This is a genomic window from Pseudonocardia sp. CA-142604 (assembly GCF_050948475.1).
Taxonomy (GTDB): domain Bacteria; phylum Actinomycetota; class Actinomycetes; order Mycobacteriales; family Pseudonocardiaceae; genus Pseudonocardia; species Pseudonocardia alaniniphila.
This window is the reverse complement of record NZ_CP192045.1, coordinates 5,611,212-5,635,730: the sequence shown is the minus strand read 5'-3', so window position 1 is coordinate 5,635,730 and position 24,519 is coordinate 5,611,212. Positions and strand designations below refer to the sequence as shown.

Here is a 24,519-nt window from a genome sequence, read left to right as displayed (position 1 = left end):
GGTCGATCGCGGGAGCAGGCTGTCGTTGTGCTGCACATGAGAGTGATCTCGCCGGTGGAGCACACCGAGGCGGTGCGGGATCTGCTGCTCGGTGAACCGGGTGCCGCCCATGTCACGGTCCTACCCGGGATCGCGCTGAAGCCCCCGGGTGATGTCGTCGAGGCCGACGTGACTCGGGAATCGGTCGACGCGGTGCTCGGCGCGTTGTGCGAGCTGGGTGTCGACCGCTCCGGCGGCGTGACGCTGGAGGCGATCGACACCACGCTCTCCAAAGCGGCCGACGCTGCGGAGGAGGCCGCCCCCGGAGACCCCGCCGATGCCGTGATCTGGGACGAGCTGGTCGCGCGCACCGGTGAGGAGTCGCGGCTGTCGGTGAGCTTCCAGGCGTTCCTGACCATCGCCTGCCTGCTGGCGGCGATCGGTGTCGTCACGGACTCGGCGGTGACGGTGGTGGGGGCGATGGTGCTCGGCCCTGAGTTCGGGCCGCTCGCTGCGATCGCGGTCGGCGCGGTACTGCGTCGGGGGGATCTGGTGCGCCGGGGGGCGATGGCGCTCGCCGTCGGTTTTCCGCTCGCCATGCTGATCACGGCGCTCGCCGCCGTGGCACTCGACGTGACCGGACTGCTTTCGACCACGACCCTCGACAACGTCGGTCAGGTCGACTTCATCTACAAGGTGGGTCCGTTCTCCTTCATCGTGGCGCTGCTCGCCGGGGCGGCCGGGATGCTTGCGCTGACGTCCGCGAAGTCCGCCTCGCTGGTTGGTGTGTTCATCTCCGTGACCACCGTTCCGGCCGCAGCGTTCGCGTCGACCGCCCTCGTGGAGGGGCGCTATGCCCAGGCGGGCGGCTCCGCGCTTCAGCTGTTGGTGAACCTGGTGGGCATCGTCGTTGCCGCGATCGCCGTGCTGATCGTGTCGCGGCGGACGGGTATGAGTGAGGGGCGGCTTCGTTGGTTGTCGGCGAGGTAGGGTCACAGACGATGGTTCAGGACCTGGGTAGCTTCCCCAGGCCGGTACTTGCTGCGCTCACCGCTGCCGAGCGGCTCCTCACCCGCCGGTCGGGAGCCGGCATCGTACTGGCCGACCCCGAGGATCTCGGGGGCAGTGACCGGTCGGTGGTGGCCCGGGCGCGAGTGGCTCGCAACCCGTTCTCGCTGCCGCGCACGCTCGTCGTCAAGCACTACCTCGGACGGCCGGATCCCGACCGGCCCGACCCGTTCCACTACGAGGTGGCGAGCTGCCAGCTGTTCACGGCGCTGCCGACGGATGCGCGGCCCAGTCCGGTGCTGATCGCGCACGACCCCCAGAGCCGGTTGCTGGTGATGGAGGACCTCGGCCGCAGCTCGACGCTCGCCGACAAGCTGTTCGGTCCCGACCCCGCCGCCGCGCAGCGCTGCCTACTGAGCTGGGCCCGGGCGCTCGGGCGGATGCAGGCCGCCACGGCGGGCCGCGAGAACGACTTCGGGGCCCTGTTGCGCAGGCTGGGGGAGCGGGCCTGGCGCGACCCGATGGCCGAGGACGCGCGTGTCGCGCTGGCCGGCGTCGCGGGGCTGCTGGAGCAGGAGCTCGGGGTCACGGTGCCGCCCGCGGCCGTACATGAGGCCCACGAGACCGCGCGGCTGCTGGGGGGCACCCGCTACCGCGCGTTCAGCCCGTCGGACACCTGCCCGGACAACAACCTCGTCACCAGCCGGGGGGTCCGGTTCGTCGACTTCGAATGGGGCTGCTTCCGCGACGTCGCGCTCGACGCGGCCTATTTCCGTGTCCCCTTCCCCGGCTGTGAGGCGAGTTTCGCCCTGCCTCCGGGGCTGGCCGACACGATGCTCGAGGCGTGGCGCAACGAGATCGCCGCGGTCTGGCCGGATCTCGACGAGCCCGATCGGCTCGAGCACAGGCTGCTGCACGCACAGCTGCTGTGGGTGTGGCTGTGCACGTGGTGGCTGCTGCCCCGCATCCGCGTGCGTGACATGCCCGTCGGACAGGACCCCACCCGGTCCCCGCGGATCAGCACCGCGATCGCCCACTACTGGCGGGAGATGTCCCGCACCGCTGCTGTCGGTGGGCTGCCGGCCACGGCCGAACTCGGCACGCTGGTGGCGGATGCGCTGGTGAAGCGCTTCCCCGACGCCCCCGGCTCGCTGCCGGTGTACCCGGCATTCCGGTCGGTGGCCTGAGACCCTGCTGGTCAGAGCACCGATCGTTCCTTAATCCGCCCACAGCCGGTCATCCGACGCACACCCGAGGTGAGTCGACGTCGGTGATGGTGTCGGCGTGACCTTGCAGCCGCTGCTCGCGTCCGCCACGTCCGTGTCGATCATACCGCCGGTGCCAGGCCCAAGGTCGGTTGCAACCTTGGTGACGCTCGGCGACTCCACAGCTGTGGGGCTGGGCGATCCACTGCCCGGCGGGGGCTGGCGGGGCTTCCCGATGCTGCTGCGCGATGCCCTCGGCGCCTCGACCCTGCTCAACCTCGGGTGCACCGGGGCCCGCATGTCCTGGGTGCGCGACGACCAGCTTCCCGGGGCGCTGACCGCGAGCCCGGACGTCGCGGTGTTGTCGGTCGGGATGAACGACACGCTGCGCTCCGACTTCGACCCCCAGCAACTGCACGACGACTGCGCCGCGATCGTGGGCGCGCTGCGGGCCGAGGGCACATACGTCCTGATGGTGCGCTACCACGACCACACCCGGGTGTTCCGGCTGCCGGCGCCGCTGCGGCGGGCCCTGTACCGGCGGATCGTGGCGCTCAACGGCGTGATCGACGCGGTGGCGGCCACCGACCCGGCGGGAATCGGTGTGCTGGATCTGGACCTGCTGCCTGGTGGCTACGAGCGCTCGGCGTGGTCGGTCGACCGGCTGCACCCCTCGGAGCGCGGGCACCGGATGCTCGCGGCGGGGTTTGCGGAGTTGCTCTCCGGCGCGGGGTTCGCCGTGCCGCATCCGGTGAGCCTGGAGTGCGCGGGCGGGCGTGAGGTGACGGCTGTGCAGCGGACGGCCTGGCTGGTGGTGAAGGGCGTGCCCTGGCTGGCCCGGCGTGGACGCGACCTCGGCCCGGTGATCGTGCAGAGCCTGGTGGGCGAGTTGGTGCGCCGGCCCGCCACCGTCGCCATCCGCCGCGGTCCGACACCCGATTGCTGACCTGCACATTATTCGCATTGTTCGTTCAGCCCGGATTCGTTCGAGCGCGATCAGCGTCACTCATCGTCGACCAGGTGCGCGATTAGGCTCGAATTTCGTCGGCGTCAGGCGCTGCCGACTCGGGAGTCCTCTGTGCGGCCCCGCTCACGAGGAAGGGGCTGTGATGACGTCCCACGTCGCCGTCCCGTCGAACGCCCGCGCGCGGCACCGATGGGTCACCCTGGTCGTCGTGCTGGTGGGCCAGTTCATGGCGTCGCTGGACACCACCGTCGGCAACGTCGCGGCCCCGGACATCGGCACGGAGCTGCAGGTATCGGCGGGAACGGTCCGGCTCGCGATCGTGGCCTACACCCTGCTGTACGCGAGTCTGCTGATCACCGGTGCCCGCATCGGTGCCGATCGTGGCAGGCGGCCGATGTTCCTCGCGGGGGTTGTCGTCTTCACGGTTGCGTCGGCAGCGGCGGGCGCGGCTCCCTCTGCCGCTGTGCTGGTGGGGGCGCGGGCGGTGCAAGGAATCGGCGCCGCACTGATGATTCCGCAGATCGTGTCGGTCATCCAGATCAGTTTCACCGGTTCTGCGCGGGCCCGCGCATTGTCGGCTTTCAGCGCGATGATCTCGATCGGAGGAGCCGTCGGGCTGGCCGCCGGAGGTGGCCTGATCGACCTCGATCTCCTGGGACTGGGCTGGCGCTCGGTGTTCCTCGTCAACGTGCCCATCGGCATCGTGCTCTTCGTTGTGGCAGCGCTGGTGCTGCCGCGCGTCCCGGTGGTCGAGCGGCGCCTCGACGTTCCGGGTGTGGTGCTGCTGACCTGCGGCGGAATCCTCATGACCTCGGCGTTGACGCTCGGCACCGACAGCGGCTGGCCGCCGTGGAGCATCGCTGCCGTGGTGGCAGGCGTCGCCGTGCTCGCGGTGTTCGCCGCTCACCAGCGGCGTACCAGCCGCCGAGGCCGGCCGGTGCTGGTGGAACCTGCCCTGTTCACCACCAGGGGCGTCCGTCCCGGCCTGCTCGGGCTGCTTCTCGTCGGCACCCCCTACACCGGCATCTTGTTCTGCGTCGCGGCGGACCTCCAGGTCCGGCACGGAAGCACGGCCGGGGTCGCGGGATACGCGCTCCTGCCGCTCGCGGTCGGCTTCGGCATCGGCGGGGTGATCCCGTCGCTCGTCCGGCCCGGGTATCAGCGAGCGCTCCTCATCGGCGGAGTGGCCGTCGCCGGTACAGCGCTCCTCCTTCTGGCCTGGCTCACCAGAGGCGAGCGCTGGCCCGTGGCAGCCGCCGAGGTAGTGCTCGGCGTGTGCGGCCTGGGCTACGGGGCGTCGTTCTCCCCGCTGTTCGCGCTCACGGTGGCCCACGTCCGGCCCGCCAACATCCCCGACGCCAGCGGGATGGCGACGACGGTGATCCAGTTCAGCTTCGTGGTCGGGGTGGCGGTCTTCGGCACCGTCTACCAGGCGAGCGGGCACATCGCCACGGCCTTCGTCGTGATGGCGGTCGTGGTGCTGGTGGCTCCGATCATCGCGCGCCTGCACACGTTGCGCGAGGCCGGTTCACCGGAGTGAACGTCCCGGTCAGGCCGCGGGGCGCAGCGGAAGCGGGGCGAGCGGCGCGGTCGGCGAGGCCACGGCGAGCATCGCCTCGATCCGCCACAGCTGCGCACGGGTGCACGTGGGGCAGATGAAGGTGATCGAGCCGTCGGCCTCGTGCTGACTGCTCCAGGCGAGACCGGCGGCATCGGCCGGTGTCCGTGGGCGGCTGCACAAGGGGCAAGGGCGTGTATCCATGCCACTGGAGTCTGGTGGTGCGGCTTTGCGGGGCTGTGAACCCGACGCAAAGGTTACGGTGCGTGGACGTCCGACTACCGGAGGTCCGTCAGAGCGAGCCGAGGAAGCGGTCGATCCGTACGAGAGCCTCCTCGAGCAGGGGCAACGCGGTGGCGTAGGAGCAGCGCACGTGTCCCTCTCCGGACGGGCCGAACACGCTGCCGGGCACCACGGCCACGTGCTCGGCACGCAACAGCTGCTCGGCGAAGGCCTCCGAGTCGAGACCGGAGCGGCGGATCGACGGGAACGCGTAGAAGGCGCCCTGCGGCTCGGGAGTGTCGAGGCCGATCTCCCGCAGGCCCTTCACGAACACCCGACGCCGCCGGTCGTAGTCCGCGACCATCGACTGCACCGCGTCGTCCGGCCCCGACAGTGCCTCCACCGCCGCGAGCTGCGAGACGTGCGGCGCGCACAGCATCGTGTACTGGTGCACGCGCACACACAACTCGGCGACGGGCCGGGGCGCGCAGATCCAGCCGACCCGCCAGCCCGTCATCGCGTAGGCCTTCGAGAACCCCCCGAGCAGCACCGTGCGGTCGCGCGCGCCGGGCACCGTGCCCAGGCAGGTGTGGGTGCCGGTGTAGGTGAGGCGGTCGTAGATCTCGTCGGAGACGATGTAGAGGTCGTGCTGCTCGGCGAGCCGGACGAGGGCTTCGAGCGCGCTGCGGGGCTGCACGGCACCGGTGGGGTTGGCGGGGGAGCCGAGAACGATCGCCTTCGTGCGGGGTGTGATCGCCGCGGCGACGACCTCGGCGTCGATCGCGAAGTCGTCCTCCCAGCGGGTCGGCACCCGCACCGGCACGCCGCCGGCGAAGGCGACGCACGGCTCGTAGGCGACGTAGCAGGGCTCGGGAACGATCACCTCGTCGCCGGGGTTGAGCAGCACGCGCAGTGCGAGGTCGAGCCCTTCGGAGACGCCGGTGGTGATGAGGCACTCGCCGTCGGGGGTGTAGTCGGCGCCGTAGCGCGACGCGAGATCGGCACAGATCAGCTCGCGCAGGCGCGGCAGCCCGGCGTTCGACGTGTAGGTGGTGTAGCCGTTCTCCAGCGCGTAGATCCCCGCCTCGCGCACGTGCCAGGGCGTCACGAAGTCGGGCTCGCCCACTCCGAGTGAGATCACGTCGTCCATCTCGGCGGCAATGTCGAAGAACCGCCGGATCCCCGACGGGGGACAGGCGGCGATGACGGCGTTGAGCTCCTTCATCAGGGGGTCACCGGGAGCCGATGGTCCTGCTCGGCAGGGGTGAAGGAGTCACCGTCGCGCTTGTAGGTCTTCAGCACGAAGTACGTGGCGGTGGCCCGCACGCGGTCGATCGTGGAGAGCTTCTGGGAGACGAAGTCCGACACGGCCCGGATGCTGCGCCCGGTGACGGTGCAGCGCAGGTCGTGGCCGCCGGAGACGAGGTGGACGCTGCGCACCTCGTCGAAGCGGGCGATCCGGGCGGCGACGTCGTCGAAGCCGACGCCTCGGGCCGGAGCGAGGGACACATCGATGAACGCGATGACGATCTCGCTCGTCGGGTCATCGTCCACGGCGTCCCAGTCGATGACCGCCTTGTAGCGCCGGATCGCGCCGGACGCCTCCCATTCCGCGATCGCCTTGCTCACCTCGGCCACGGGCAGGCCGGTCATGGTCGCGATGGTGTCATGGGAGAGCTGGGCGTCACGCTCCAGCAGTTCGAGGATTTGCCGCACGACTCGACATTACGTCGCAACTGTCGGTGCTCGCGCCACGCGGTGGCCAGCCGGTGCACAGCCGTGCGCAGTACCGCGGCCGGGTTCGACGCGAAGCAGAGGCGTGCCGCGTCGTCGAGCGGCCGGTTCACGGCGAAAGCGTCGCCCGGCACGAACCCGACGCCGTTCCGGAGGGCGTGGGGGAGCAGTTCGGCGGGGCGCGTCCCGTCGGTGAACTCCAGCCAGCAGAACATGCCGCCTGCGGGAACGGAGCAGGTGACGGCGTCCCCGAACGCCTCGCGGACGGCCTCGGTGAGCGTGCCTGCCCGGTCGCGCAGCGCGGCACGCAGCATGCCCAGGTGCCCCTCGAACCAGGGCACGTCGGACAGTAGTTCGGCGGCGACGGCCTGGTTGAGCGTGGAGCCGCAGAGGTCGCTGCACTGCTTGAGCCGCTCCACCGCGGCCAGCAGCGGGGCGGGCCCGGTCAGCCAACCGACCCGCAGAGCGGGCGCGACGACCTTCGACACGCTCCCCAGGCGGACGACGCGATCGCCGTGGGCGGCCACCGGCACCGGCGGTGGCCCCTCGAAGGAGAGCAGACCGTACGGGTCGTCCTCCACCACGACGAAGCCGTACCGGTCGGCGAGCGCGGCGAGCATGGCCCGCCGCCGGTCGTCGAGCGTCGCCCCGCGCGGGTTGTGGAAGCTGCTGACGGTGTGGACGAGCCGGGGGCGCAGGCCTCCGGCCAGCAGGTCGGCGAGCGCGTCGACGTCCATGCCGTCGGCGTCGACCGGCACCGCGTGCAGCGCTGCGCCTGCGGCCTGGAACACCTGGAGAGCGCCGACGTACACCGGGTCCTCGACGACCACGACGTCACCCGCGTCGATCATCGTGCGGGCGACGAGGTCGAGGGCCTGCTGCGAGCCGCTGGTCACCACCACGTCGGTGGCGGTGAGGGTTCGCCCGAGCCGCGCGCCCTCCGTCGCCGCGAGGACCTCCCGCAGCTGTCGTAGCCCGATGGTCTCGCCGTACTGGAGGTTCGCCGGGTCTGCGGCCGCGGTCGCGAGCGCGGTGGCGATCCGCTCGCGGGGCAGCAGTTCGGTGCCGGGCAAGCCGCCCGCGAGAGAGATGACGTCGTCGCGAGCGGTGAGAGCCAGTAGGTCGCGGATCGCCGAACCGCGCACGTCGCGCAGCCGGCTGGAGAGGTGGACGGTCACGGAGATCTCGCCTTCGGACGTCGATGCAGGGACGAATCTGGTCGTCCTGGATCGACAGGGCGAGACGGTGCCGGACCTCGGTTGGGGATCCGACCTTTCACAGCATGCCTCACGTTCCTGCGATGCGGAACCTGGTTCCCAGGAAATGGGAGGAGAGTCGGGCGATCGCCCTGAAGCTGCCGGGATACGGTCAAACGCATGCTGCTGTGGATCAACGGCCCGTTCGGCGGTGGCAAGACCCAAACGGCGTACGAGCTGCGCCGGCGGCTGCCGGGCAGCATCGTGTGCGATCCCGAGCACGTCGGTTTCGGGCTGCACCGCACGATGCCGCCCGTGCTGCGTGGTGACTTCCAGGATCTCTCCGCGTGGCGCCAGGGCGTGCACGAGGTGCTCGACATCGTGCTCCGCAAGCACGACGGCCCGGTCATCGCGCCGATGACCCTCGTGCACCCGCTCTACTTCGACGAGATCGTCGGGCGGCTGCGCGAGGACGGGCACGAGGTGCGCCATTTCGCGCTCCTCGCCGAGCGGGGCACCGTGCTGAGGCGCCTGCGGGAGCGGGGGTTCGGCCGCGGCCTGAAGCGCGAGAGCTTCGCGGTGAAGCGGCTCGACGACTGTCTGGAGCGGCTCCGAGAGCCGGAGTTCGCGGAGCACATCCGCACCGACCACCTCCCGATTCCGCAGGTGGCCGAGCACATCGCGCGCTCGGTTGGCCTGTCGATCGGCCCGAACACCGACAGCCTGCTGCGCGGGCGGCTCCGTCGGTACGCCACGGGATTGCGGCACATCCGCTTCGACTGACGGCGCCGGTGCTCCCGGTTCCGCTGCGTGAGCCCGGCTCAGCGGTCGAGACGCTCGCGCAGGTCGGCGAGGGCGTCGAGCGTGGCCTCGGGTGGTGCGGCGACCTGCAGCACGATCTGGCTGACCCCCAGCTCCGCCACCCGGCGGGCGTCCTGCGCCCATTGCTCGACGGTGCCGCGGAACAGCGGACGGCCCTCGCCGGCGTCCTGGTCGGGTACGGCGTCGCCGCGCAGCACGACCGGCAATGCGGTGGGATCCCGGCCGGCCTCGGCTGCTGCGGCCCGGAAGACGGCGAGGTCGGCGGCCAGCTCGTCGAGGTCGGTGCGGTAGGGGTGGAGCCCGTCGGCGACACGGGCCGCCCGCCGAATCCCCGCTGTGGTGCTGTAGCCGAGGAGGATCGGGATCGCCGCGCGGCGGAAGGGCTTCGGGCCGATGTCCGACGGCGGCACCGGGTGCGAGCCCGTGGGGATCTCGACGGGGTCCGGGCCCCAGACGGCGCGCAGTGCCGCGAGATGCTCGTCGAGGCGCAGTCCTGTGTTGCCGGCGGGTGTGCCGGCGGCGCCGAACTCCTCGCGCATCCACCCGGCGGCGAGGCCGGCGACGACCCGCCCGTGGGAGAGCTGGTCGACGGTTGCGAGCCGGCGGCCGAGCAGCACCGGCGGCTGCAGCAGCGCCAGCACCGCGCTCGTGCCGAGCAGGACGTGGCGGGTGAGCGCGGCGAGGTGGGCGAGGACGTCGAGGGGATCGAGGACGCACGCGTAGCTGTCCGCCGGCAGTTCGACCGGCACGGGCACGCCGGGAATCGTGACGGGGCTGCGCGGGCGTAGCCAGCGGTCCATCACCCAGACCGAGTGCAGACCTGCCGCCTCCGCACCCGTCGCCAGCCGGACGAGATCGTCTGCGACCACAGTGGCGCCACCGTTGGGCAGCGCGATGCCGAGTTCCATGACCTGTTGACGAACGGGACCGGCTGCGATCGACATCGGTCAGCGCTGGGTGAGTGCGGCGAGGTCGACGGTGACGCGATGTCCGGAGACGTCGAGGTCGGCGATGCCGGTGTGCTCGCCGGAGAGCTCGTAGTCGCCGTCGACAAGCACATACGCGGTGAGGCTGTTCGGCCGGCCCAGGTCGATGATCCAGTACTGCGAGATCCCCGCCTCGGCGTACTCGGAGAACTTCAGGACCCGATCGACCCGACGCGTCCCATCCGAGAGCACTTCGACGGCGAGCAGCAGGTCGGCCGCGGACAGCCGGGGCGGGTTCGCCTCGCACAATGCGGTGGCTGTGACAACGACATCGGGGACCCGGATCGTGAGTGGGTCGCGAGTGACGAGAGCCTCGACCCTGGGCAGGGCTGTGATGTCGGATGGCAGCTGCTCGTCGAGTCGGTAGCCGAGACGCATCGCCGCCTTCTGATGCCAGGACGACGGCCTGGGCGACATCACGAGCGCCCCTTCCGCGAGCTCGAGCCGGAACCCTTCGTCGCAGGGGAGCGCTTCCCACTCGTCGAGCGTGAGCAGGTGGTTCGGCCACGACAGGGTCATCGCCGTCTCCTTCCGACCGCGGCATGATTCCACGCCGCCCCGACATCTCGGGCGGATTCCGAACTCGTCGTACCGGGATGGCAGGCTGCATGCGATGAGCACGGAGATGAGCGAGGGGGCGGAGGGTCTCTTCGAGCTGCACGAGCCGGAGCCGGCCAGCCCCACGGAGGACGTCGGCGGCGATCCGGCGCGTACCACCGCGCCCCTGGCCGTGCGGATGCGCCCGCGCTCGCTCGACGAGGTGGTCGGCCAGGCCCACCTGCTGCGGCCCGGCGCCCCGTTGCGGCGGCTCGTCGAAGGCGGCGCAGCCGCGTCCGTGCTGCTCTACGGCCCTCCCGGCACCGGCAAGACCACCATCGCGCGGCTCCTGGCCGGCGTGGGCAGCCGGCATTTCGTCGCGCTCTCGGCGCTCTCGTCCGGGGTCAAGGAGCTGCGCGCCGTGATCGACGACGCCCGCAGGCGCCGCGACCGGCTCGACCAGCAGACGGTGCTGTTCATCGACGAGGTGCACCGGTTCTCCAAGACCCAGCAGGATGCGCTGCTCGGTGCCGTGGAGGACCGGCTGGTGCTGCTCGTCGCCGCCACCACGGAGAACCCGTCGTTCTCGGTCGTGTCACCGCTGCTCTCCCGCTCGCTGGTGCTGCAGCTGCAGTCGCTCACCGAGGACGACGTGCGGTCGCTCCTGCGCCGGGCCGTCGCCGATCCGCGCGGGCTCGGCGGCGCCGTCGAGCTCACGTCCGACGCCGAGAACGCGCTGGTACGGCTCGCGTCCGGCGACGCCCGCCGCGCCCTCACCGCGCTCGAGGCGGCCGCCGACGGCGTCACAGGCACCGGCGCCACCGAGATCGACGTGCCCGCCGTCGAACGGGCGGTCACCGAGGCGACCGTCCGCTACGACCGCCAGGGCGACCAGCACTACGACGTGATCAGCGCGTTCATCAAGTCGATCCGCGGCTCCGACGCCGACGCCGCGCTCCACTACCTCGCCCGGATGCTGGTGGCGGGGGAGGACCCACGGTTCATCGCGCGGCGGCTCATGGTGCACGCGAGCGAGGACATCGGGCTCGCCGACCCCACCGCCTTGCAGGCGGCCGTCGCCGCGGCGCAGGTGGTGCAGCTCGTGGGGCTCCCGGAGTGCCGCATCGCGCTGGCCCAGGTCACCGTGCACCTGGCCACCGCCCCGAAGTCCAATGCGGTGATCACCAGCATCGACGAGGCGATGGCCGACGTGCGTGCCGGGGCCACCGGCGCCGTGCCGCCGCATCTGCGCGACGGCCACTACGCCGGGGCGGAGAAGCTCGGCAACGCCGTGGGCTACCGCTACCCCCACAACACTCCCGAGGGGGTGCTGGAGCAGCAGTACCCGCCCGACGCCCTGGTCGGCCGCGACTACTACCGCCCCACCGGCCGGGGCGGCGAGCGGCTGCTGGCCGAGCGTCTCCCGAAGCTGCGCCGGGCGATCCGCGGCGAGAACTGAGCCCCGGATTCGCTGCGCGGGTTCCGGGTTCGCCGCTGATCGAACGAGCAGGTCGGTGGTGCGGTCCTCGTGGATGGGTGGGCCGATCGTCCACTTCCTGGAGCTGCTCTGCGGGGGCTGGCTCGCTGCTGCTTGAACGAGGCTCGGTGGTGCGGTCCTGTCGGGCGGACGGGCCGTTCGTCGCGGGTTGCCCTGACTGAGCCGGGTTGCCCTGTGGTGCGTCCGTCGGTGATCGTGCGAGATGCCCCCTCGTGCGTACGGGCCGGCCGTTCGCGCGGTGCGCTGCGCCGGGGGGCGGCTACCGGGTGGGGGTGGCGGTCGGGCGGGTGGGGGTCCAGTGCGGGTCTCGTCCCAGCAGGGTCAGGGCGCGCTCCCATGGGTCTGATCCCGTTGCCTCCAGGGCCGGGGCGAACGGTGATCCGGGCTGTTCCCGAAAGCCGCCGGTCGGGACCTGTTCGGCGACCGTGAGACCGGCGGCGACGAGGTCGTCGTCGTAGTCGACGGCGAGCCCGAGCGTGACGGCGACGTCCCAGCCGTGGACGAGCGTGTCGATCAGGTGGAAGCCGGCGACCTGTCCCAGCGGGAGCCGGCTCTGGAACTCGGCCAGCCAGACCGTGCGGGCCGGGTCGGTGGCGGCTTCGGCGAAGGCGGCCCCGGCCGCGGCCGACGATGCAGTGGCGGCCGCGGCCGGGTCGTCCCCGAGCGAACGCGGGGCGAATGCGTCGATGTCGATGTCGGTCTCGTTCCCCGCGCGCACGGCCGCCGCGAAGCCGTGGTCCTGCCCGGTCATGTGTTCCAGCAGCGCGCGCAGGTCCCAGCCGGCGCAGGGGGTGGGAAGTCCGAGATCGACCGGGCGGACCCGGGTGAGGACCGGCGCGACGGAGGCGACGGCCCGTCGGTGCAATTCAATGATATCCATGAGGAGACTATCTACTTCGGTAGACGATTGGTCAAGCACTATCGTCGCGCCACATGGAGCAGCGTCACGACCTCGGGGCCGCGTTCGCCCGCCTGACGCGGATGATGATCGAGGCGGAGACGCCGGTGTTGCAGGCTCACGACGTCGAGATGTGGGACTACGCCGTGCTCAGCGCCCTCGAGGAGGGGGCGGCGCCGACGCAGTCGGAGCTCGCGGCCGCCGTCGGGAGGGACAAGACGCGGCTGATCCCGATCCTCGATCGCTTGGAAGCGCGCGGCCTGCTCCGTCGCACCCCGGACCCGGCGGACCGTCGTAACCGGATCGTCGCGCTCACCGACGATGGCCGTGACCTGGTGCGGTCCTGCCGGGCGGGGATACGTGGGGTGGAGGCCGAGATGCTCGCTGCCATCGATCCCACGGAGCGGGCCGTGTTCGTGGCCGTGCTCGATCGCCTGGCCGACACCGCTCGCTGAGGACATGTCTGCCGCTGGACCCGCTGTCCGGTGGAGCGTCCGAGGCTGCCGTTGACCGCTATTAACTTTTGTCGTAAAACATATCCGCGATCAGCACTACGACGACGTCCGGAGCGGCCATGCCCCCCACCCCTGCCGGCCCCGTCCACCTCAGGGCAGCGGGGGTGAGCGTGGTCCTCGGCACGGACGGGCTGTGCCTGCCTGCCGTGCTGCACTGGGGCCCCGACCTCGGTGAGCTGGACGCCTCCGACCTCGCGGGGCTCGCCGCGGCGGCGGTCCCCGGCACCGTGCCCAACGATGTCGACGAGGGGGCGCGCGTCGGCGTCGTGCCCGAGCAGGCGAGTGGGTGGCTCGGCAGGCCGGGGCTCGCGGGGCACCGTGCGGGTGGCGCCTGGTCGCCGCTCATCACCCTCGTCGCGCTCGACGTCGAGCCCGGTCCGCACGGTGGTGGACAGGTCCGCGCGGTCGGCCGCGACGACGAGGCAGGTCTCGAGGTCCGGCTCGACATCGAGTTGCTGGCGTCCGGGCTGCTGCGCCAGCGGGCCACGGTCGCCGTTCCGGAGGGAGCGGCCCCGGAGCCGTTCGTCGTCGACGGTCTCGCCGTCGCGCTCCCGGTGCCGCCGGAGGCCACCGAGCTGTTCGACATGGCCGGGCGTTGGGGCAAGGAGCGGGCTCCGCAGCGCGCGCCGTTCGTCGTCGGGGTGCACGCGCGGGAGAACAGGCGCGGTCGCACCGGACCGGACGCGCCGCTGATCCTCGCAGCCGGCACCGCGGGCTTCGGCTTCCGTGACGGTGACGTGTGGGCGGTGCACGTCGCGTGGAGCGGCAACCACGTCTCCTACGCCGAGCGACTGTCGACCGGGCACGCCGTGCTCGGCGGCGGCGAACTGCTGCTCCCCGGTGAGATGGCGCTGGCTCCCGGCGAGCACTACGCGGGCCCGTGGGTCTACGCCGCGTACGGCCGGGGCCTCGACGGCGTCGCCGCGCGCTTCCACACGCACCTGCGCTCGCGCCCGCAGCACCCGCGCACCCCGCGCCCGGTCGTGCTCAACACCTGGGAGGCCGTCTACTTCGACCACGACCTGGACCGGCTCGTCGAGCTCGCCAGGGCCGGCGCCGAGGTCGGTGCCGAGCGCTACGTGCTCGACGACGGCTGGTTCCGCCACCGCCGCGACGACACGGCGGGTCTGGGCGACTGGTACGTCGACGAGGGCGTCTGGCCCCGGGGCCTGCACCCGCTGGTCGAAGAGGTGCGGCGGCTCGGCATGCAGTTCGGGTTGTGGGTGGAGCCCGAGATGGTCAACCCCGACTCCGATCTCGCGCGTGCCCACCCGGAGTGGATCCTCGCGACCGGTGGGCGTCAGCCTCTGCTCTCCCGGTCGCAGCAGGTGCTCGACCTCAGCCGGCCCGAGGCGTTCGCCTACGTCCTGGAGCGGCTCGACGCGCTGCTCACCGAGTACCCGATCGCCTACCTCAAGTGGGACCACAACCGCGACCTGCTCGACGCCGGCCACGGACCGCTCGGCACGCCGGGCGTCCACGCGCAGACCCGTGCTGTGTACCGGCTGATCGACGAGCTGCGCGCCCGGCATCCGGACGTCGAGATCGAGTCCTGCTCGTCGGGGGGCCTGCGCGTCGACATGGAGATCCTGGAGCGCACCGATCGGATCTGGGCCAGCGACAACATCGACCCCCTCGAACGCCAGCAGATCCAGCGCTACACCGCTCAGCTGCTGCCGCCCGAGCTCGTCGGATCGCACGTCGGATCGCCACGCTCGCACTCCACGGCCCGCACCCACGACCTGTCGTTCCGGGCCGGGACGGCTCTCTTCGGCTCGTTCGGCATCGAGTGGGACATCACCACCGCGAGCCCGGAGGAGCGCAAGGAGCTGGCCGCGTGGGTGCAGCTCTACAAGGACGTCCGCGGTCTGCTGCACACCGGCACTGTGGTGCGAGCCGACCAGCACGACCCGTCGTTCGCGCTGCACGGAGTGGTGGCGGCCGATCGGTCCGCCGCCCTGTTCGCGCTGGTCCAGCTGGCCACGCCGGTGACCGCCGTGCCCGGCGCCCTGCGCTTGCCCGGCCTCGACCCCGAGCGGCGCTACCGGGTGCGGACGCAGCCACCGGGCGATTCGCCCGCGCTGCGGCAGCGTCGGCCCCCCGCATGGCTCGCCGACGGGGTGGAGCTGCCCGGCCGGGTGCTGGGTGCGGTCGGGCTGCGGGCTCCGGCGCTCAACCCGGAGCAGCTGCTGTTGCTGCGGGCGGAGGCAGTGGACACCCGCTGACGGCGCGGCTTCACACGGGCGCGGCAGGCCCCAGCACGTGCGCCTGCACCGCCACCGCGGCCGCCCCGCGTGCCCACTCCGTGAACGGGAACGGCTGCACGTCCACCCGGATCTGCGGTCCCGCCGGGTCGCGGCTCTCCTCCAGAGCAGCGGCCAGCTCGGCCCTGGCGATGTCGACCGCGCCGACGCCCTCACCGGTGAGAATCACGAGGTCCGGGTCGACGAGGCCGGCGATGTCGGCCACGAGTAGGCCGAGGGCCCGGCCGGCGTCCGCGACGGCGCGGCGGGCCGCGGGCTGCCCCGCGCCGGCGAGCTCCAGCACCTCGTCGTAGGTCACGGACCTGCCCAGCGCCTGGCCGACGGCGGCGGTGATCGCCCCGGACGTCAGCACGGCCTCGGCACATCCGCGGTGCCCCTGAGCGCACATCGCCCAGCCCGGCAGCGGCCGGTGCCCGACCGACCCGCCTGCCCCGTGTGCGCCCTCGACCAGCCGGTCGTGGACGACGATCCCACATCCCACGCCGACGCCGATCGTCACGACCACCAGCGACTGCAGCCCCCGACCGGCGCCGAACCAGTGCTCGGCCACGGTGAGCGCCCGGACGTCGTTCTCGACGACGGTGGGCAGGCCGGTGGCCGACTGCAGCCGCGCCGCCAGCGGCACCGTCTCCTGCCAGCCGAGGAACTGCGCCTTCGTGACGTCGCGGCGCTCCGAGACCCGCCCGCCGATGCCGACGCCGAGCCCGGCCACCTCGCCGTGCTCCCCGCGCATCCGGGCGACAGCATCGGTGACCGCGTCCACCACGGCTTCCGGCCCACGCCCTGGGAGCGGCGCCTCGTGCTCGGCGAGGACGGCGGCGCGCAGGTCGGTGACCACGGCGAACAAGGCGTCGCCGGTGATCTTGACGCCGATGAACCGGCGGGACGAGGGCTGCACGTCCAAGGGGAGCGAGGGTCGTCCGGTACGGGTGTGGATGTCGCTGGTGCCCTCGACCAGCAGGCCGGAGTCGACCAGCGGGCGGGTGAGCCGCGTGAGCGAGCCGGGGGAGAGCCCGAGCCGGCGCGCGAGCTCGGCGCGGGGGAGCGGGCCGTGGCGCAGCACCTCCACCGCGACGCGCTGCTGGCTGCCGTCGAGCGTGGTCCAGTCGCCGGCCACCCCAGTTTCTTCCGCGACGGAACTCACGCGCGAACACTACCGCTCGTGCTCTCGTCAGACCGTCGATGTCACCGGGTCGCGTACGTCGAGCAGCAGGTCGGCGAGCCGGTCGAGGTGGTCCCGCTGCCCGTCGAGGCCGGGCGCCGCGATGCGCAGGACGATGTGACGGGCCCCGGCCTCGACGAACCGGCGGAGTCCCGCGGCCACGTGCTCGGGCGGTCCCGCCACGATCGTCTGGATCCGCTCGACCACCTCGAGCGGAAGGCCGTAGTTGTCCCGGCAGAACTCGTCGACGGCGCGGAGCCCCGACGGCACGTCGGATGCCAGCAGCACCGTGGCGAACAGCGCCGGCGTGATGGCGTCATCCGGCCGCCCCGCCATGGCGGCGGTGGTGCGGATGTCGGCGAGACCGGCGGCGTAGGTCGCCGGCTCCGGCGGGTAGGGCAGCCAGCCGTCGTACTGGCGCCCGGTCCGGGCCAGCGCGGCGGGGGTGGCCCCGGCGAGCCAGATGGGCGGGCCACCGCTGCGGTACGGGCGGGTGCCCGCCGGGACGTCGGAGAAGCGCAGCACGTCTCCGGTGAACGAGGTGGGTCCCTCCGCGGCCCACAGCTGCCGCCAGAGCGCCACCGTGTCGTCGAGCCGGGCGAAGCGGCGCGGCCACGGCACCTCCGACGCCGCGTACTCCGGCTCGGAGCGCCCGGGGAAACCGGCTCCGACGCCGAGCACCAGGCGTCCGCCCGCCAGGAGGTCGAGCGAGGCGATCTCCTTGGCGGCCTGCACGGGCCGTCGGAACGCGGGCAGCAGCGCCGCGGTGCCGAGAGTCATCCGTTCGGTCACCGCCGCGACCGCGGCGAGGACCGTCAGCGGGTCGATGTGGGCGCCGAGCAGCGTGTCGTTGGCCCAGACCGAGTCGTAGCCTGCCCGCTCCGCCCGGACCGCCAGATCCACCAGCTCCCGCGGGTCCGCACCCGCCCACTGCTCCGCCTTGAGCGGCAGCAGCACACCTGTCCGAACGAGATCCATGCCGCAGAGGCTCGTTCGGCCGGTGCGCAGCGGCAATTCCCCCGGGGGAATGGCGGACGGCGCACCCGAGGGCTAGGAACACCCCGTGAACTTTCCGGCCGCGCTCCGCGGGCGCCGTACCCGGCTGCGGGTCAGCCAACTGGAACTGGCTCTGCGCGCAGGCACGACGCAACGGCACGTCAGCTTCATGGAGAGCGGTCGCTCGGCGCCCGGCCGGGCGATGGTCGTGCGGCTCGCGGAGTCGATGGAACTGCCCCTGCGCGACCGCAACGCGCTGCTGCTCGCCGCCGGATTCGCACCCGCCTACCCCGAGACCGGCCTCGACGAGCCCGGCCTCGCCCCGGTGCGCGACGCCCTGCGGTCCGTGCTCGACGGCCACCGGCCCTATCCGGCGATCGTCGTGGACCGCCACGGCGACCTGGTCGCGGCGAACGCGCCGTTCGGGCTGCTCACCGAGGGGGTCTCCGCCGACCTGCTGGCTGCGCCCGCCAACGCCTATCGCGTTGCCCTGCACCCCGAGGGGCTCGCCCCACGGATCGTCAATCTCGCCGAATGGGCTCGTCACGTCCTCGAGCGGCTGGACCAGGCACTCGAACGCGGCCCGGACGAGCGGCTGGCCGCACTGCGCGCCGAGCTCGAGTCGTACGTGCCGCCTGCCGCTGTCGGGCCGGACCACCTGGGCTTCGCCGTACCGCTGCGGTTGCGGTCCGAACGGGGCGAGCTGCGGCTCATCACGACCGTGACGACCTTCGCGACCGCTGTGGACGTCACGCTCGCGGAGCTGAAGCTCGAGGCGTTCCTGCCCGCGGACGCGGCGACCGCGCAGGCCCTCGCCGCGTGGGGGCCGCTGCCCGGCTGAGCGGCACGGTCGTCCGCCCGCGTCGCGCGGCGATCATGCGCCGTCGCGCACGATCGGGCAGCTCATGCACCGCGGCCCGCCCCGTCCCCGGCCCAGCTCGCCGCCGGGGATGTCGAGCACCTCGATCCCGTGCTTGCGCAGGAAGGTATTCGTGGTGACGTTGCGCTCGTAGGTCACCACGACGCCGGGCGCCACGGCCAATGCGTTGCACCCGTCGTCCCACTGCTCGCGGGCTGCGGCGTGCACGTCCTGCTCGGGGGTCAGGACCCGGACCGACGAGAGCCCGAGCACCGCGGCGATCGCCTCGTGCATCTGCTCCGGCGGGTGGTCGGTGACGTCGAGCTCCTTCTCCGAGTCGCCGGGTCGCACGGTGTAAGCGGGCAGCTCGCCCAGCCCCGCGTACTCCACGAACGTCTCCGGGTCGACCATCGTCATCACGGTGTCCAGGTGCATGAACGCCCGCTGCTGCGGCATCCGCAGCGCGACGATCCGGTCGATCTCGCCGCCGCCGAACAGCCGCGTGGCCAGCCGCTCGACGCCTGCGGGGGTGGTGCGCTCCGACAGCCCGATCAGCACGGCCCCTCCGCCGAGCACGTGCATGTCGCCGCCCTCGGTGGTCGCGGGCCCGTTCGCCGAGCCTTCGGACCAGATCGCGTAGTCGGAGCGGGCGAAGAGCGGGTGCCAGCGGTAGACGGCCTCGTAATGCACGGTCTCGCGCATCCTGGCCTTCTTGCGCATGCTGTTGATCGCCACACCGCCGTAGAGCCAGGCCGACGTGTCGCGGGTGTAGAGGTGGTTGGGGAGCGGTTCCAGCACGAAGTCGTCGGGAGCGAGCACGTGGAAGGCGATCGAGCGCGGCTCCGGGATGCGGTCCATCACCTCGCGCTTCGTGATCCCGCCGATGAGGTGGTCGGTGAGGGTGTCGACGTCCATCGCGTCGAAGCAGTTGCGCAGCGCGTCGATGGCGAGCGGCCCGTAGACGCGGTCGTCGAAGATCCGGTCGAGGATGTACTTGTGCGCCTCGGGGATCTCCACCGTGGTCCGCAGCAGCTCGCCGAACAGGTGCACGGTGATCCCGCGCTCCCGCAACAGTGCCGCAAAACGGTCGTGCTCCTCCTGCGCCCTGGCCACCCACAGCACGTCGTCGAACAGCAGGCGGTCCTTGTTGCCTGGGGTCAGCCGCTTCAGCTCGAGCCCGGGGCGGTGCAGGATCACCTGGCGGAGCGGCCCGACCTCCGAATCCACGCGGTACATGCCGGACATCCTGCACGTGCCAGGCCCGCTCGGCGTGCAGGATGAGCGCGTGCAACTCGATCGGCTCGACGAGGACCTCATCGCGCTGCTCGTGGACGACGCGCGCCGGAGCTACGCCGACCTCGGCGCGAGCGTCGGACTCTCGGCGTCAGCGGTGAAGCGGCGGGTCGACCGCCTGCGGGCAGGTGGGGCGATCACCGGGTTCACCGTGCGGCTCGACCCCGGTGCGCTGGGCTGGTCGGTGGAGGGCTACGTGGAGCTCTACTGCCGCATCAGCACCGCGCCCGCCACCATCCGCTCCGCCGTCGCCAAGTTCCCCGAGGTCGTGGACGCCAGCACCGTCTCGGGCGACGCCGATGCCGTGCTGCGCATCCTCGCCGCCGACATGCGCCACTTCGAGCAGGTGCTCGAACAGATCGGTGCCCAGCCCTTCGTGGCGCGTACCCGTTCGGTGCTCGTGCTCTCCCCGCTGCTCCGCCGCCCCGTCGCGCCGCTCCCGCACTGATCCCTCCGCCGGGCAGCGTCCGGCTGACCGGATCGGAGCCCGACGCACCGCTCGAGATCCAGCCGAACATGCTCGCCCACCCCGACGACGTGTCAGTGCTGGTCGCCGGTGTGGAACTCGGACTCGAACTCGCCGACCGGGCCGCGTTCGCGAAGCTGATCAGCTCCTATGCCGACCACCACCTCGGCCCACACCCACGCACCGACGGTCATGATCGCCGAGCGGGCCGCACAGCTTCTCGTCGCCTGAGCCGGCCGGGCGTCCGCCAGGCGCAACGAACCTGCATCTGGCGCGATCATTGCGCAACGATTCCGCGCAAGCGGGCAACACATCGCAATTGTCCGCCACCCGGCCCGTTCCTAACCTGGTGAACGTCCCGGTCCCGACGCCGCGGCCACCCCCGTACACCTCGTGGAGCGAGCCCGTGACCAGCGTCCTGCCCCGCGCGAGCGAACCCGCCGAGCGCACCGCCACCCGCCGCCACTACCTCATGTGCGCGCCGGTGCACTTCGCCGTCGAGTACGCGATCAACCCGTGGATGAAGCCCGGCGTCCCGGTCGACCGTGACCTGGCGATGGCCCAGTGGGACGCCTTGCGTCGCACCTACCTCGACCTCGGCCACCGGGTCGACCTGCGCGATCCGGTCCCGGGCCTGCCCGACATGGTCTACGCGGCCAACGGCGCCACCGTCGTCGGCGGTGTCGTGCTCGGCGCACGGTTTCGCCACCGTGAGCGGGCCGCGGAGGCCGTTGCGCATCGCGAGTGGTTCCGGGCCGCCGGTTTCACGCGGGTCGTCGAGCCGGAGTTCGTGAACGAGGGGGAGGGCGATCTGCTCGTGCTGGGCGGCCGGGCAGGTGCGGTGGTGTTCGCCGGCACCGGGTTCCGCACCGACCCGCGAGCCCATGCCGAGGCGGCAGCCGTGCTGGGCAGGCCCGTGGTGTCGCTCGAGCTGGTCGATCCCTGCTACTACCACCTCGACACGGCGATGGCGGTGCTCGACGAGGACACGATCGCCTGGCTGCCGGAGGCGTTCACCGCGGAGTCCCAGGCGGTGCTGCGCGAGCGGTTCCCCGGTGCGCTCGTCGCCGGCCCGGCCGACGCCGCCGTGCTCGGGCTCAACGCCGTGAGCGACGGTCGGCACGTCGTCCTGCCCGCTGAGGCGACCCAGCTCGCCGCCGAGCTCGCCGCGCGCGGGTTCGTCCCTGTCCCGGTCGAGATGTCCGAGCTGCGGAAGGGCGGCGGCGGACCGAAGTGCTGCACGCTGGAGGTACGGCCATGACGATCATCGAGGACGGCACGGCAACCGGCGCTGCGGGCGGGAACGCCACCGCACACCACGAGATGCTCATGGAGGAGCACTCGGCGCACAACTACCACCCCCTGCCGGTGGTGGTCGCGCACGCCGAAGGCGCCTGGGTCACCGACGTGGAGGGCCGCCGGTATCTCGACTGCCTGGCCGGCTACTCCGCACTGAACTTCGGCCACCGCCACCCCGCGCTGGTCGCAGCAGCCCATCGCCAGCTCGACCGCGTGACCCTCACCAGCCGCGCGTTCGGCAGCGACCAGATCGGCCCGTTCTGCGCGGAGCTCGCCGCGCTCGTCGGCAAGCAGCTCGTCCTGCCGATGAACACCGGCGCCGAGGCGGTCGAGAGCGGGCTCAAGGTCGCGCGCAAGTGGGGCTACGAGGTGAAGGGCGTACCTCCCGGACGCGCGCGGATCGTCGTCGCGGACGGCGGCTTCCACGGGCGCACCATCAGCATCGTCAGCTTCTCCACCGACCCGGACGCACGCGGCGGGTTCGGGCCGTTCACTCCCGGCTTCGACATCGTCCCCTACGGCGATCCGGACGCGCTGAGCGCGGCGATCACGCCCGACACGGTCGCGGTGCTGATCGAGCCCGTGCAGGGCGAGGCGGGCGTGGTCGTCCCACCTGCCGGATATCTGGCGGCGGTCCGAGAGATCTGCGACGAAACGGGCGTCCTGTTCATCGCCGACGAGGTGCAGTCCGGGCTCGGGCGCACCGGGCACGTGCTGGCCACCCGCGGTGCGGGAACCGACGCCGACGTCTACCTGCTCGGCAAGGCCCTCGGCGGCGGGATCGTGCCGCTGTCGGCCGTGGTCGCGGACTCCGCGGTGCTCGGGGTGCTGCGGCCGGGGCAGCACGGCAGCACGTTCGGCGGCAACCCTCTCGCGTGCGCGGTCGGCCGAGCCGTGATCGAGCTGCTGACCGACACCGGCCCGGAGGGGATGCTCGCCAGGGCGGCCCACCTGGGCGATGTGTTGCAGGGTCGGTTGGCGGGGCTCGTGGGCGATGGCGTGGTCGCCGTGCGCGGGTGCGGGCTCTGGGCCGGTGTCGACGTCGACCCGCGGCTGGGGAGTGGGCGGGACGTCGGCGAGGCGCTCCTCCGGCGCGGTGTCCTGGTCAAGGACACACACGGTTCCACGATCCGGCTCTCGCCGCCCCTGGTGATCACCCAGGACGAAGTGGCGTTCGCGGTCGACGCGCTGGCCGGTGCGCTGGCCGAGCTGCGCTGAGTCCGTCCCGATCGCCGCGCCACAGGAGTGATCTTCTCGCCGAACCGGCGGTAGGAGACGACACGGGCAAGCCGGGCGCCGGACGTGAGTCACATCCGGCGACCCGGTGCGACGTTAAGATCAGCAAGCGTGGGTCGGCGCGCTCGGGGAAGGCGGCTGGACCCCTGGCGTGCCGACGAGCTTCCCGGACGGCGCCGGTCCTCGGCGTGGCCAGTGCGCCGGTGCCGCGGACGAGGAGAAGCCTGGTGAGATTGACGTTGACGGGGTACCTCTCGCTGGATGGTGTCTCGCAGAGCCCTGGGTCTCCCGACGAGGACAGCAGCGACGGGTTCACACGCGGCGGCTGGCTCATGCCCTACCTGGACGAGGATTTCTTCCAGATGGCCGGGTCGTGGTTCGACGAAGCGGATGCGTGCTTGTTCGGCGCTCGTACCTACGCCGGCTTCTCGAGCTTCTGGCCGCTCTCCGATCCGGACGACCCGTTCGCCGGCAAGATGAACAGCATGCCCAAGTACGTGGCGTCCCAGAGCCTGCGCCATGCCGATTGGGCGCATACGACGATCCTGTCCGGAGATGTCGTGGCGCAGGTCGCCGAGCTGAAGCGGCAGCCCGGCCGGGAGCTCCAGATCCACGGCAGCGCGCGGCTTGCCCAGTCGCTGCTGGGCGCCGGGCTGATCGACATGATCCGGTTGATGATCGCCCCCCTGGTGGTGGGCTCCGGCAGGCGGCTGTTCCCGGACGGCGCGGCGCGCACCGGCCTGCGACTGGTCAGCAACGGCACCACAGCGGCGGGGCTCACCGTGCACACGTACGAATCGGCGGAGCTGCCCGACTACGGCACGTACCGAACCGCGGAGTAGGCGCACCCTCGGCCCCGGCTGGCTACGGCAGGGAGAATCGCTCAACGGAACCGCGCCGTCGCCGAGCGGCGCGCGAGGATGTAATCACGGTCGGAGCCGGTTGCGGAACGGCCGCCCGTCGTCGCCCGCATCGACGAGCAGTTCCGGTCGGAGCATGCCGAACATTACGGTCAGTAACATCTCGCAGGTGAACTCCGGCGACTCCTGCGGCCGGTTGACGCTGCGGATCAATGCCATGTTGACAATCAGTCCACTCACTTCGATGGCGCTCGGGAATGGTCGCAGCTCTCCGGTTCCCTGCCCGTGCTCGATGAGCATCTGAATAGGGACCGGGACGGGCGCCAGGATTCGGGGATCGATCTCGTCGGCGGGGTCGGCGGGCCCGGCCACCCTGATCGTGTACTCCTGCACGGCCGACCAGAACGACGCGGTGAGGGACCGGAACCGGAAGGTGATCCGGGTCAGGCTGCTGACCTGGTCACACAGGGCGTCGACCATGGATCTGGCCGTCGCGACGTCCTGCTCCGCCTGCGTCAGGAGCGGCAGGACGACCGGCCGGAAGATGTGTCCCACGAGCGCATGTTTCGTCGGAAAATGGTTATAGGCGGTGGCCGCGCTCACACCCGCAGCGGCAGCGATGTCTTCCATCCTCGCGTTCGCCCAGCCGTGTGAAGCGAACGCCGCGTCGGCGGCATCGAGTAACGCTCGGCGTGTTCGATCGCGCTTCGTTTGTGCCGCTCGGGCGCGGGGATCGCGCGGATGGGGTTGATCGATCGCAGACATTGACCGGAGAGTAACTAACCGTCCGTCGAACTTCTCTTGACTCCAACTTGGGGTGTCACCCAAACTGCGTACTTGAAGGTAGAACGACTTCGATCACCTTGCTGGGCACGGCAGGTGTGCGAAGGCACGAGGGGACATCGGACGCCGGCCCTGCCGTCGGGGGATCGCAGGTATCTGTCGGCTGTCCGGTTTCT

At 71.8% G+C, this 24,519-nt stretch carries 25 protein-coding genes; 14 read left to right on the top strand and 11 right to left on the bottom strand.

Annotated features, from left to right (window positions below; genetic code table 11):
• Positions 1–27: 27 nt before the first annotated feature.
• From ACQPZQ_RS25530 to ACQPZQ_RS25515, 4 genes are all read left to right on the top strand, one after another.
• Positions 28–969, top strand: coding sequence for a DUF389 domain-containing protein (locus ACQPZQ_RS25530; RefSeq protein WP_433284692.1), 942 nt, complete (start codon positions 28–30; stop codon positions 967–969).
• Between the two features lie 11 nt (positions 970–980).
• Positions 981–2,174, top strand: coding sequence for a hypothetical protein (locus tag ACQPZQ_RS25525; protein WP_433284690.1), 1,194 nt, complete (start codon positions 981–983; stop codon positions 2,172–2,174).
• Between the two features lie 151 nt (positions 2,175–2,325).
• Complete coding sequence (locus ACQPZQ_RS25520) at positions 2,326–3,138, top strand: SGNH/GDSL hydrolase family protein (protein ID WP_433284688.1); 813 nt, start codon at positions 2,326–2,328, stop codon at positions 3,136–3,138.
• Positions 3,139–3,301: 163 nt separating this feature from the next.
• The gene (locus tag ACQPZQ_RS25515; protein ID WP_433284687.1) at positions 3,302–4,699 is read left to right on the top strand and encodes an MFS transporter; all 1,398 of its coding nucleotides are present in this window, start codon (positions 3,302–3,304) and stop codon (positions 4,697–4,699) included.
• Positions 4,700–4,708: 9 nt separating this feature from the next.
• Here ACQPZQ_RS25515 and ACQPZQ_RS25510 read toward each other — a convergent pair whose 3' ends face one another.
• The 4 genes from ACQPZQ_RS25510 to ACQPZQ_RS25495 form a co-directional block, all read right to left on the bottom strand.
• On the bottom strand, positions 4,709–4,921 hold the full coding sequence (locus ACQPZQ_RS25510) for a hypothetical protein (protein WP_241038990.1): 213 nt from the start codon (positions 4,919–4,921) through the stop codon (positions 4,709–4,711).
• Positions 4,922–5,009: 88 nt separating this feature from the next.
• The gene (locus ACQPZQ_RS25505; RefSeq protein ID WP_433284685.1) at positions 5,010–6,164 is read right to left on the bottom strand and encodes an aminotransferase class I/II-fold pyridoxal phosphate-dependent enzyme; all 1,155 of its coding nucleotides are present in this window, start codon (positions 6,162–6,164) and stop codon (positions 5,010–5,012) included.
• Entirely contained in the window at positions 6,164–6,592 is a 429-nt protein-coding gene (locus tag ACQPZQ_RS25500) for an Lrp/AsnC family transcriptional regulator (RefSeq protein ID WP_241038988.1), read from the bottom strand. Before ACQPZQ_RS25500 ends, ACQPZQ_RS25505 begins: the two co-directional genes overlap by 1 nt.
• Positions 6,589–7,851: a PLP-dependent aminotransferase family protein gene (locus tag ACQPZQ_RS25495; protein ID WP_433284683.1), complete on the bottom strand. Its 1,263-nt coding sequence runs from the start codon at positions 7,849–7,851 to the stop codon at positions 6,589–6,591. Before ACQPZQ_RS25495 ends, ACQPZQ_RS25500 begins: the two co-directional genes overlap by 4 nt.
• Before the next feature lie 198 nt (positions 7,852–8,049).
• Between ACQPZQ_RS25495 and ACQPZQ_RS25490 the strand changes: the two genes are divergently transcribed.
• On the top strand, positions 8,050–8,652 hold the full coding sequence (locus ACQPZQ_RS25490) for an AAA family ATPase (protein ID WP_433284681.1): 603 nt from the start codon (positions 8,050–8,052) through the stop codon (positions 8,650–8,652).
• Positions 8,653–8,690: 38 nt separating this feature from the next.
• Here the strand turns inward: ACQPZQ_RS25490 and ACQPZQ_RS25485 are convergent, their stop codons facing one another.
• Positions 8,691–9,599 (bottom strand): TIGR03619 family F420-dependent LLM class oxidoreductase, encoded by a 909-nt coding sequence (locus ACQPZQ_RS25485; RefSeq protein WP_433284679.1) that lies wholly within the window; start codon positions 9,597–9,599, stop codon positions 8,691–8,693.
• A gap of 39 nt (positions 9,600–9,638) precedes the next feature.
• The gene (locus ACQPZQ_RS25480) at positions 9,639–10,196 is read right to left on the bottom strand and encodes a Uma2 family endonuclease (protein WP_433284677.1); all 558 of its coding nucleotides are present in this window, start codon (positions 10,194–10,196) and stop codon (positions 9,639–9,641) included.
• Positions 10,197–10,290: 94 nt separating this feature from the next.
• Here ACQPZQ_RS25480 and ACQPZQ_RS25475 point away from each other — a divergent pair, with 94 nt between their 5' ends.
• Positions 10,291–11,673 carry a replication-associated recombination protein A gene (locus tag ACQPZQ_RS25475; RefSeq protein WP_433284675.1) on the top strand — a complete coding sequence of 461 codons (1,383 nt, stop codon included), beginning with the start codon at positions 10,291–10,293 and terminating at the stop codon, positions 11,671–11,673.
• A 298-nt stretch (positions 11,674–11,971) separates the two neighbouring features.
• Here ACQPZQ_RS25475 and ACQPZQ_RS25470 read toward each other — a convergent pair whose 3' ends face one another.
• Positions 11,972–12,592: a TIGR03086 family metal-binding protein gene (locus tag ACQPZQ_RS25470; protein WP_433284673.1), complete on the bottom strand. Its 621-nt coding sequence runs from the start codon at positions 12,590–12,592 to the stop codon at positions 11,972–11,974.
• A 53-nt stretch (positions 12,593–12,645) separates the two neighbouring features.
• Between ACQPZQ_RS25470 and ACQPZQ_RS25465 the strand changes: the two genes are divergently transcribed.
• Together ACQPZQ_RS25465 and ACQPZQ_RS25460 are read left to right on the top strand one after the other, a co-directional pair.
• Complete coding sequence (locus tag ACQPZQ_RS25465) at positions 12,646–13,065, top strand: MarR family winged helix-turn-helix transcriptional regulator (RefSeq protein ID WP_433284671.1); 420 nt, start codon at positions 12,646–12,648, stop codon at positions 13,063–13,065.
• Positions 13,066–13,184: 119 nt separating this feature from the next.
• Entirely contained in the window at positions 13,185–15,350 is a 2,166-nt protein-coding gene (locus ACQPZQ_RS25460) for an alpha-galactosidase (RefSeq protein ID WP_433284669.1), read from the top strand.
• 10 nt (positions 15,351–15,360) lie between these two features.
• Here the strand turns inward: ACQPZQ_RS25460 and ACQPZQ_RS25455 are convergent, their stop codons facing one another.
• Both ACQPZQ_RS25455 and ACQPZQ_RS25450 read right to left on the bottom strand, forming a co-directional pair.
• The gene (locus ACQPZQ_RS25455; protein ID WP_433284667.1) at positions 15,361–16,533 is read right to left on the bottom strand and encodes an ROK family protein; all 1,173 of its coding nucleotides are present in this window, start codon (positions 16,531–16,533) and stop codon (positions 15,361–15,363) included.
• 27 nt (positions 16,534–16,560) lie between these two features.
• Complete coding sequence (locus ACQPZQ_RS25450) at positions 16,561–17,529, bottom strand: LLM class flavin-dependent oxidoreductase (protein ID WP_433284665.1); 969 nt, start codon at positions 17,527–17,529, stop codon at positions 16,561–16,563.
• Between the two features lie 85 nt (positions 17,530–17,614).
• Between ACQPZQ_RS25450 and ACQPZQ_RS25445 the strand changes: the two genes are divergently transcribed.
• The gene (locus ACQPZQ_RS25445; protein ID WP_433284663.1) at positions 17,615–18,388 is read left to right on the top strand and encodes a helix-turn-helix domain-containing protein; all 774 of its coding nucleotides are present in this window, start codon (positions 17,615–17,617) and stop codon (positions 18,386–18,388) included.
• Between the two features lie 33 nt (positions 18,389–18,421).
• On the opposite strand, the gene ACQPZQ_RS25440 is transcribed toward ACQPZQ_RS25445, so the two are convergent.
• The gene (locus ACQPZQ_RS25440) at positions 18,422–19,642 is read right to left on the bottom strand and encodes an arginine deiminase (RefSeq protein WP_433284661.1); all 1,221 of its coding nucleotides are present in this window, start codon (positions 19,640–19,642) and stop codon (positions 18,422–18,424) included.
• A gap of 49 nt (positions 19,643–19,691) precedes the next feature.
• Here ACQPZQ_RS25440 and ACQPZQ_RS25435 point away from each other — a divergent pair, with 49 nt between their 5' ends.
• The 5 genes from ACQPZQ_RS25435 (at position 19,692) to ACQPZQ_RS25415 (ending at position 23,542) form a co-directional block, all read left to right on the top strand.
• Entirely contained in the window at positions 19,692–20,147 is a 456-nt protein-coding gene (locus ACQPZQ_RS25435) for an Lrp/AsnC family transcriptional regulator (protein ID WP_433284659.1), read from the top strand.
• A 68-nt stretch (positions 20,148–20,215) separates the two neighbouring features.
• The gene (locus ACQPZQ_RS25430; protein ID WP_433284657.1) at positions 20,216–20,518 is read left to right on the top strand and encodes a hypothetical protein; all 303 of its coding nucleotides are present in this window, start codon (positions 20,216–20,218) and stop codon (positions 20,516–20,518) included.
• A gap of 119 nt (positions 20,519–20,637) precedes the next feature.
• Complete coding sequence (gene ddaH, locus ACQPZQ_RS25425; protein WP_433299362.1) at positions 20,638–21,426, top strand: dimethylargininase; 789 nt, start codon at positions 20,638–20,640, stop codon at positions 21,424–21,426.
• The gene (gene rocD / locus ACQPZQ_RS25420; protein WP_433284655.1) at positions 21,423–22,682 is read left to right on the top strand and encodes an ornithine--oxo-acid transaminase; all 1,260 of its coding nucleotides are present in this window, start codon (positions 21,423–21,425) and stop codon (positions 22,680–22,682) included. Before ddaH ends, rocD begins: the two co-directional genes overlap by 4 nt.
• A gap of 245 nt (positions 22,683–22,927) precedes the next feature.
• Positions 22,928–23,542 (top strand): dihydrofolate reductase family protein, encoded by a 615-nt coding sequence (locus ACQPZQ_RS25415; RefSeq protein ID WP_433284653.1) that lies wholly within the window; start codon positions 22,928–22,930, stop codon positions 23,540–23,542.
• An 84-nt stretch (positions 23,543–23,626) separates the two neighbouring features.
• Here ACQPZQ_RS25415 and ACQPZQ_RS25410 read toward each other — a convergent pair whose 3' ends face one another.
• Positions 23,627–24,325 (bottom strand): TetR family transcriptional regulator, encoded by a 699-nt coding sequence (locus tag ACQPZQ_RS25410; protein WP_433284651.1) that lies wholly within the window; start codon positions 24,323–24,325, stop codon positions 23,627–23,629.
• Between the last annotated feature and the right edge of the window lie 194 nt (positions 24,326–24,519).

What these genes read in the sequence shown, in the direction of transcription:
- ACQPZQ_RS25510 (WP_241038990.1), bottom strand. Translation starts at nt 4,921, where the DNA reads ATGGATACACGCCCTTGCCCCTTGTGCAGCCGCCCACGGACACCGGCC.
- ACQPZQ_RS25490 (WP_433284681.1), top strand. Translation starts at nt 8,050, where the DNA reads ATGCTGCTGTGGATCAACGGCCCGTTCGGCGGTGGCAAGACCCAAACG.
- ACQPZQ_RS25470 (WP_433284673.1), bottom strand. Translation starts at nt 12,592, where the DNA reads ATGGATATCATTGAATTGCACCGACGGGCCGTCGCCTCCGTCGCGCCG.
- ACQPZQ_RS25480 (WP_433284677.1), bottom strand. Translation starts at nt 10,196, where the DNA reads ATGACCCTGTCGTGGCCGAACCACCTGCTCACGCTCGACGAGTGGGAA.
- ACQPZQ_RS25515 (WP_433284687.1), top strand. Translation starts at nt 3,302, where the DNA reads ATGACGTCCCACGTCGCCGTCCCGTCGAACGCCCGCGCGCGGCACCGA.
- ACQPZQ_RS25465 (WP_433284671.1), top strand. Translation starts at nt 12,646, where the DNA reads ATGGAGCAGCGTCACGACCTCGGGGCCGCGTTCGCCCGCCTGACGCGG.
- rocD (WP_433284655.1), top strand. Translation starts at nt 21,423, where the DNA reads ATGACGATCATCGAGGACGGCACGGCAACCGGCGCTGCGGGCGGGAAC.
- ACQPZQ_RS25430 (WP_433284657.1), top strand. Translation starts at nt 20,216, where the DNA reads ATGCTCGCCCACCCCGACGACGTGTCAGTGCTGGTCGCCGGTGTGGAA.
- ACQPZQ_RS25500 (WP_241038988.1), bottom strand. Translation starts at nt 6,592, where the DNA reads ATGACCGGCCTGCCCGTGGCCGAGGTGAGCAAGGCGATCGCGGAATGG.
- ACQPZQ_RS25450 (WP_433284665.1), bottom strand. Translation starts at nt 17,529, where the DNA reads ATGGATCTCGTTCGGACAGGTGTGCTGCTGCCGCTCAAGGCGGAGCAG.
- ACQPZQ_RS25475 (WP_433284675.1), top strand. Translation starts at nt 10,291, where the DNA reads ATGAGCACGGAGATGAGCGAGGGGGCGGAGGGTCTCTTCGAGCTGCAC.
- ACQPZQ_RS25485 (WP_433284679.1), bottom strand. Translation starts at nt 9,599, where the DNA reads ATGGAACTCGGCATCGCGCTGCCCAACGGTGGCGCCACTGTGGTCGCA.
- ACQPZQ_RS25440 (WP_433284661.1), bottom strand. Translation starts at nt 19,642, where the DNA reads ATGTACCGCGTGGATTCGGAGGTCGGGCCGCTCCGCCAGGTGATCCTG.
- ACQPZQ_RS25460 (WP_433284669.1), top strand. Translation starts at nt 13,185, where the DNA reads ATGCCCCCCACCCCTGCCGGCCCCGTCCACCTCAGGGCAGCGGGGGTG.
- ACQPZQ_RS25525 (WP_433284690.1), top strand. Translation starts at nt 981, where the DNA reads ATGGTTCAGGACCTGGGTAGCTTCCCCAGGCCGGTACTTGCTGCGCTC.
- ACQPZQ_RS25505 (WP_433284685.1), bottom strand. Translation starts at nt 6,164, where the DNA reads ATGAAGGAGCTCAACGCCGTCATCGCCGCCTGTCCCCCGTCGGGGATC.
- ACQPZQ_RS25410 (WP_433284651.1), bottom strand. Translation starts at nt 24,325, where the DNA reads ATGTCTGCGATCGATCAACCCCATCCGCGCGATCCCCGCGCCCGAGCG.
- ddaH (WP_433299362.1), top strand. Translation starts at nt 20,638, where the DNA reads ATGTGCGCGCCGGTGCACTTCGCCGTCGAGTACGCGATCAACCCGTGG.